Origin of the sequence: uncultured Phascolarctobacterium sp. (genome assembly GCF_958349595.1) — a bacterium.
Taxonomy (GTDB): domain Bacteria; phylum Bacillota; class Negativicutes; order Acidaminococcales; family Acidaminococcaceae; genus Phascolarctobacterium.
On the sequence record NZ_CATWDQ010000031.1, the window covers coordinates 1 to 6,955 of the forward strand.

Genomic DNA, 6,955 nt, shown 5'->3' on the forward strand with positions numbered 1-6,955 from the left:
AGTCCGCGTGCCGACATCCAGAGACATACTTCTCATGTAAGCAGCTCTCCCCGTCCTATTTTACGTTTTTTTCCAAATATTTTACTACCAGCTCTTCAATCAGCTCATAGCGTTCAAAACGGCGCAGCTTTGTACGTGCGTCGTCATGACTGGTGATATATGTAGGATCGCCGCTGAGCAGATAACCTACGAGCTGATCGATCGGATTATAGCCTTTTTCTTCCAGCGCTTTGCATACCTCGCTGATTGTTTGCGAGACGTCTTTATTTTCATTGTTGCGTTTGAACATCATTGTTTCCTGTGATACCTGAGTCATCGTTGATCCCTCCTTAATTGCAGAACTCCCCTGTCTGGCAACCGTTTAATATAGATACATTACTATTGTAGCATACCTTAGAACAAAAAAATACAAAATAACTGTGAACTTGTATAAATAAAGGCCGAGAATATTCTCGGCCTCTAAACTTTTGCGTAAGCTTTATTCTTTTACCTGTGCCTCGATAATGCCCCAGGCAGCTTCTAATGCTTCTCCCAGTTTGGCAGCGTCTTTGCCGCCGGCCTGCGCCATATCAGGACGGCCACCGCCGCCGCCGCCGCAGATACGGGCAACCTCTTTAACGATGTTGCCTGCATGGATACCTTTAGCAACAGCCTCTTTGGCTGCCATTGTCAGAATACTGATCTTACCGTCTGCAAAAACGGAAGCCAGCACAACAACGCCGCCGACCTTATCACGCATTTGGTCGCCCAGATTGCGCATCGCTTCGATATTATCGACACTGACCTGCTGTACCAACGCTTTCACGCCTTTGATGTCACGAATCTGACTGTCAACATCGCTGACCTGAGCTTTGGCAATTTTATCAGCCAGTTCAGCAGCTTTTTGCTCGGCAGCTTTCAGTTCGCCCTGCAGCGCCGTCAAGCGCACCGGCACATCAGCCACACGGCATTTCAGGCAGCCTGCCAGGCCTTTTACCATAGCTTCCATTTCGTTGACATGGGCTACGGCGCCATGACCGGTCACAGCTTCGATACGGCGCACGCCGGCACCGGTGCTGGACTCGGAAATGATCTTGAACATACCGATCTGCGCAGTATTGGTAACATGCACGCCGCCGCAGAATTCCATCGAAAAACCAGGTACCGTAACGACACGTACGATATCGCCGTATTTTTCGCCAAACAGCGCCATAGCACCGCGTTTTTTGGCTTCTTCGATCGGCAGTTCTTCAATAGTAACGCCTTTAGCGGCTAAAATCTCTTCATTAACAATAGCTTCGACGCGGCGCAGTTCTTCTTCCGTTACCGGCGAGAAATGTGAAAAGTCGAAACGCAGACGGTCGGGGCCTACATAACTGCCTGCCTGATTGACATGACCGCCCAAAACAGTTTTCAGGGCTGCATGCAGCAAATGTGTCGCCGTATGGTTACGGGCAATATCGCTCTTGCGGCAGCTGTTTACTGCATAGGTTACTTCATCGCCCACATTGACAGTGCCTTCAACGACACGTCCGAGGTGGATCGTAGCGCCGTCCGGCAGCTTTTTAGTATTTTCTACTTCGATCACACCGGTAGGAGCGGTGATACGGCCCAAATCGCCTAACTGTCCGCCGCCTTCGGCATGAAAAGCAGTAACGTCAAGAATAACGGCAACGTCTTTGCCGTCTTCGGCATTTTCGATCGGCTGGGCATCATGGGCCGGATACAGCATCACGATCTTGCCGCTGCCGGCAGCTTCGTCGACCTTCAGGGCAGCAATATCAATGCCGCGTGTGTTATAGATGACCGGACGGCCTGCTTTATCGTCACGGGCTTCACGTGCCATTTTACGCTGTACCTCAAGCGCGGCGTCAAAGCCTGCTTTATCCATCGTCATACCGTTTTCTTCCAAGATCTCAGCCGTCAGTTCCCAAGGGAAGCCAAAGGTATCATTCAGTTTGAAAGCGGTGGCACCGTCCAGCTCAGTCGCCCCGGCAGCCTCCAGTTTCACGATCTCATCATTCAGCAATTCGCAGCCCTGACGCAGAGTCCGCAGGAAGCTGGTTTCTTCCATTTCGATGACTTTTTGAATATATTCGCGTTTTTCCACCAGATTGGGATATACATGGCCGTACATTTCGATGACTACATCTACAGCGCCAGCCAGGAACATCTTGTCGATACCGATCAAACGTCCGTGACGTACGGCACGGCGCAGAATACGACGCAGAACATAACCACGGCCTTCATTAGACGGCAGGATACCGTCCGCGATCATAAATGTCATACTGCGGGCATGGTCGGCAATGACCTTCAGGGAAATATCCGTTTTTTTATCTTTGCCATATTCCACAGCAGCTACTTGAGCTGCATATTCAATGATCGGGAAAATCAGATCGGTTTCAAAATTAGACGGTTTTTCCTGCAATACGGAAGCCAGACGCTCAAGGCCGGCACCGGTATCGATGTTTTTATTGGCCAGCGGCGTATAAGTGCCGTCTTCATTTTGATTATACTGGGTAAAGACCAGATTCCAGATTTCCAGGAAACGGTCACAGTCACAGCCGACAGCACAGGTATCTTTGCCGCAGCCGCGTTCTTCACCCAGATCGACATGGATCTCGGAACAGGGACCGCAGGGACCGCTGCCGATCTCCCAGAAGTTTTCTTCCAACCGTACGATGCGTTCTTCCGGCAGGCCGACAACATTGTGCCAGATGTCAAAAGCCTCATCGTCTTCAGTATGGATCGTGATCCACAGCTTATCAGCGGGGATACCCAGTTCTTTGGTAATAAATTCCCAGCTCCAGGGAATGATCTCTTTTTTGAAATAATCGCCGAAAGAGAAATTGCCCAGCATTTCAAAATAAGTATGGTGGCGGGCAGTACGGCCCACGTTTTCGATATCGCCGGTACGCACGCACTTTTGGCAGGTCGCGATACGCGGAGAAGGCGGTTTCATCTTGCCCGTAAAAAAGGGTTTGAAAGGAGCCATACCGGCGCCAATCAAGAGCAGCGTCGGGTCATCCTGAGGAATGAGTGACGCGCTGGGCAGGATCAAATGTCCTCTATCTTCGAAGAATTTTAAAAATTTCTCACGAATTTCATTACCAGTCATGTACTTCATAATCGTTTTATCGCTCCTTTAAAGTCGAAACATCATAATAAAAAATTATATAAAAATTAACGGCTAAAGTCAATTAAACTGACAAAGTATACACTCTTTTGCCGATAATTGACCTGAACGGATATAAAAAAGCCGTAAGCAGAAACTTACGGCTCCACGCCAAGTATTTCAGGAGGACACCCAAAACTTTCGGCACTATCAATTATAGATGTAAATTTACATAAAGTCAATATCTGCATAGATTTTTAGTTTTTATTGTAAGCAGCTGTTTTTATTGTAGCAAACAGCGGCAGTCTGCTTATTGTTGTCCAGCGATCCGAATAATCTCTGTCACCCAGCGGGCACAATCGTATAAATCACACTCACGCAGATATTCTTCCGTTGTATGCACCTTGCTCATACCGGTTGCCAGAAGTATACAGGGCAAACCGTAGCCGCAGAGGAAATTTCCATCGCTGCAGCCGCCTGTTTTCGTCAATTCAAACGGCAATTGCAGATTATCTGCGGCCTGCTTCGCCAGCAAGACCGCGGCATGGTCCTCCGCCACATGAACTGCTGGACTGCCTTCCACCGGCTCGACCTCTAACATACCGCCGCCGGCTTCCACTACTTCCCTGATAAGACTGATCGTTGCATCCTTCAGTCGTTCCAGCTTCTCCGGGTCCATACAGCGCATATCGATCACAAACCTTGCCTGTTCCGCAACGATATTAGTTGCCGCACCGCCTTCGATCTGGCCTACGTTTAATGTTGTTTCTTCATCTAATCTTCCGTAAGCAGGCAGCGCCGCCAGTGCCTTAGCCACCAGCATAATAGCATTGATGCCTTTTTCCGGCTCGATACCGGCATGAGCCGACTTGCCCCTGACTGTAAAATAAATATCAAACAACCGCGGCGCCGCATTGGTAACGATACCGGGCGCACCGCCAATATCCAGACAATAGCCAAGATCAGCCTTAATGTCGGCAGGATCAAGATTGACCACGCCCAAACAGCCTATCTCCTCGGCAATCGTAAAGCACAGCTGAATGTCGCCATGCGGGATATTCTGCTCCTGCACAGTCCGCACCGCTTCCAGCGCAGCCGCAATACCTACTTTATCATCACCGCCCAGGGTCGTGGTTCCGTCCGAATACAAAACGCCATCCCTGCATACTACCTTTGTACCCGTGGTCGGCGGTACCGAATCCATATGCGCTTCAAAAAACAGCCGGGTCGCGCCCTGCACATTGCCTGGCAAAAAAGCCCATACATTGCCGGTCGTCCCGCCGATCTTACTGCCGGCGTCATCAACTTTTACTTCCAGTCCCATGGCCTGCAGCTTGTGCACCAGCAGTTCTGCCTCTGCTTTTTCATCTTTACTGGGGCAAGGCACCCCGACCAGTTCTATAAATTCATTTAAAAGCCTGTCTTTGTTGATCATCACGTTTACCCCTCACTTCACAAGATATTACATATTATAACACTAGCCGCCCCAGCCAGCCACTTTTATAATTTACCAAATAAAAAAGAGCAGGGACTTTATCCTTGCTGCTGGTCAAGATACTCTTTAATGATCTCTGCGGCGGCTTCCGGCGTGATATCACTGCACAGGCCGGCATCATTCAAGATCGCCTGCAGGCTCCTGCTTTGCTGATAGTCAAAATACTGCCATTTCAGAGTGCGGCTGCTCCACATCTCCAAGCCCTCTTTTAAGTCGTCATAGCGCAGTAAAAAGAACCACTTATGATCGTGAGAAGTTACTTTTTTATAAAACATTTTCTCCCTCCGTTCCCCTCTGTCCTCATTATAGCACAAGAGTACCCCCCCACAAGACATTCAAGAACTTTTTCTCGTCGCCTGACGCTGCGTTTTTGCTCGTACGTTTTGCCAGTCGTCCTGTTCGAAAAAATAACAGCTTTTCAGATAAATAGCTTGGCAAATAACAAAAATGTGGTACAATAATAGCGATAAATCCCGCAGACCGGACCGTTTACTGTTTTTATTTTGGCCGATACTGCAGAAGGAGCAAAAAATGAATCGTAAAGAAAAATTCAAACAGGCTAATCGGGAAGCAAATGCCACCTGGTTAGCCCTTCTTATTGTCATCGTCTTTTGGTGCGTCGCCGGCTTTGGCCTTGCGGACGTTAAAGTAGAATTTTTCCAGACGCCTTTATGGGTCTGGGCCGGCTGCATCGGCACCTGGCTGTTTGCCATTGCCGTTTCTGTTATCCTTGCCAATCACATTTTCAAAGATATGGATTTAGACGACAAGGAGGATGAGATCAATGGGTAATTTCCTCCACCTCTGGCCGGTCTTTTTATTCCTTATTTTTATGCTGGGGATCAGCTTCTGGGTGCAGCGAGCTTCCCGCAGTGACCGCCGGCAGAATTTTGCCAAAGATTATTTTATCGGCGGACGCAGCTTGGGCGGTTTTGTCCTGGCGATGACCACCGTCGCGACCTACAGCTCAGTCAGCACTTTTGTCGGCGGCCCCGGCATGGCCTGGGTCATCGGTTATGGCTGGCTCTACATGGCGATCGTGCAGGTAGTAGTCATCTTCCTAGTTTTAGGTATTTTCGGCAAAAAGATCGCTATGGTCTCGCGCAAAATCGACGCTGTCACCGTTGTCGACGTGATCCGCAGCCGTTACCAGTCTGATCTGCTGGCCAATATTTCCGCACTGGTGATCGTCGCCTTCTTCTGTGCAACGATGGTAGCCCAGTTCGTAGGGGCAGCCAAACTTTTTGAAGCCGTTACAGGCTTTTCTTATGTCACAGGGCTGACACTGTTCGGCCTGATCGTAGTCTTTTATACCACTGTCGGCGGCTTCAAAGGCGTCGCTATCACCGACGCTATCTGTGCCGTCGCCATGATCATCGGCCTTTTCATCCTGTTCTTCTCGATGCTGGAAACAGGCGGCGGCTACGAAAAAATCATGACCCACATCCAAACTAATCATCCCGATATGCTGGAACCGCTGTCCCGCGGTAAAATGCCGGTCTCGCTCTATATCAGCCAGTGGCTGCTGGTCGGCGTCTGTACACTGGCTCTGCCGCAATCAGTAGTACGCGGCATCAGCTACAAAAATACCAAAGCCCTGCATAACGCCATGATCATCGGTACTGTAGTCATCGGCGCCATGACCCTGATCGCCACCTGGATCGGCGTCCTCTCCAAAGGCGTACTGACTGATACCCTGCAGGCTTACGGCGGCAGTGTTGACAACATTACGCCGCTCACTATCATCAGCACCATGGATCCCTTCTGGGCCGGTATCACCATCATCGGGCCCATCGCAGCTACGATCTCTACCGTTTCTTCGCTGCTGCTGGCGTCCTCCTCGGCCATCATCAAAGACGTTTACATGCATGAGTGCTCTAAACAAGGCAAAAGCGTCAGCAACAATACAGTCAGACTTTTCAGTATGGGCGCTACCATTATCCTGGGCCTCGGCGTTTACTTTATCGCCATTGCCCCGCCCAGCGTGATCTGGAAAATCAATATGTTCGCTTTCGGCGGTCTGGAAACAGCTTTCTTCTGGGTTCTGATCTTCGGCCTGTTCTGGAAAAAAGCCAACCGCACCGGCGCTGTTTGTGCCATGGCCGGCGGCGTGCTGGCTTACTGCACCACGATGGCGCTGCAGATAAAATTCTTCGACCTGCACCAGATCGTCATCGGTATCGGTGCTTCGCTGATTTTATTCCTCATCGGCAATGCCTTCGGCAAAAACCATGACGAACATATTTTACATATTTTCTTCCCCGAAAAATATCACGATTAAAACGCCATGTAAAAAAGCTTCGCCGGCAGGATGCTTAGAACCAAAGAAAATGGACATTGAATAAAAAAGCCTCCAATCGTAGAAT

General features: G+C 49.6%; 6 protein-coding genes. 2 read left to right on the plus strand and 4 right to left on the minus strand.

What is annotated here, in order from left to right:
• Positions 1 to 55 precede the first annotated feature (55 nt).
• The 4 genes from Q4G98_RS12315 to Q4G98_RS12330 all read right to left on the minus strand — a co-directional run bounded on the left by Q4G98_RS12315 (position 56) and on the right by Q4G98_RS12330 (position 4,864).
• The gene (locus tag Q4G98_RS12315) at positions 56 to 316 is read right to left on the minus strand and encodes an IreB family regulatory phosphoprotein (RefSeq protein ID WP_177560611.1); all 261 of its coding nucleotides are present in this window, start codon (positions 314 to 316) and stop codon (positions 56 to 58) included.
• 162 nt (positions 317 to 478) lie between these two features.
• The gene (gene alaS / locus Q4G98_RS12320) at positions 479 to 3,106 is read right to left on the minus strand and encodes an alanine--tRNA ligase (protein WP_177560610.1); all 2,628 of its coding nucleotides are present in this window, start codon (positions 3,104 to 3,106) and stop codon (positions 479 to 481) included.
• A 298-nt stretch (positions 3,107 to 3,404) separates the two neighbouring features.
• Positions 3,405 to 4,529, minus strand: a complete 1,125-nt coding sequence (locus tag Q4G98_RS12325) for a M20/M25/M40 family metallo-hydrolase (protein WP_298562593.1) — start codon at positions 4,527 to 4,529, stop codon at positions 3,405 to 3,407.
• A 98-nt stretch (positions 4,530 to 4,627) separates the two neighbouring features.
• The gene (locus tag Q4G98_RS12330) at positions 4,628 to 4,864 is read right to left on the minus strand and encodes a hypothetical protein (protein WP_298562587.1); all 237 of its coding nucleotides are present in this window, start codon (positions 4,862 to 4,864) and stop codon (positions 4,628 to 4,630) included.
• A 256-nt stretch (positions 4,865 to 5,120) separates the two neighbouring features.
• Here Q4G98_RS12330 and Q4G98_RS12335 point away from each other — a divergent pair, with 256 nt between their 5' ends.
• Together Q4G98_RS12335 and panF are read left to right on the plus strand one after the other, a co-directional pair.
• Positions 5,121 to 5,381: a YhdT family protein gene (locus Q4G98_RS12335; RefSeq protein ID WP_177560607.1), complete on the plus strand. Its 261-nt coding sequence runs from the start codon at positions 5,121 to 5,123 to the stop codon at positions 5,379 to 5,381.
• Positions 5,374 to 6,870, plus strand: a complete 1,497-nt coding sequence (gene panF / locus Q4G98_RS12340; RefSeq protein WP_298562589.1) for a sodium/pantothenate symporter — start codon at positions 5,374 to 5,376, stop codon at positions 6,868 to 6,870. The genes Q4G98_RS12335 and panF overlap by 8 nt, the downstream gene beginning before the upstream one ends.
• Positions 6,871 to 6,955: the final 85 nt, after the last annotated feature.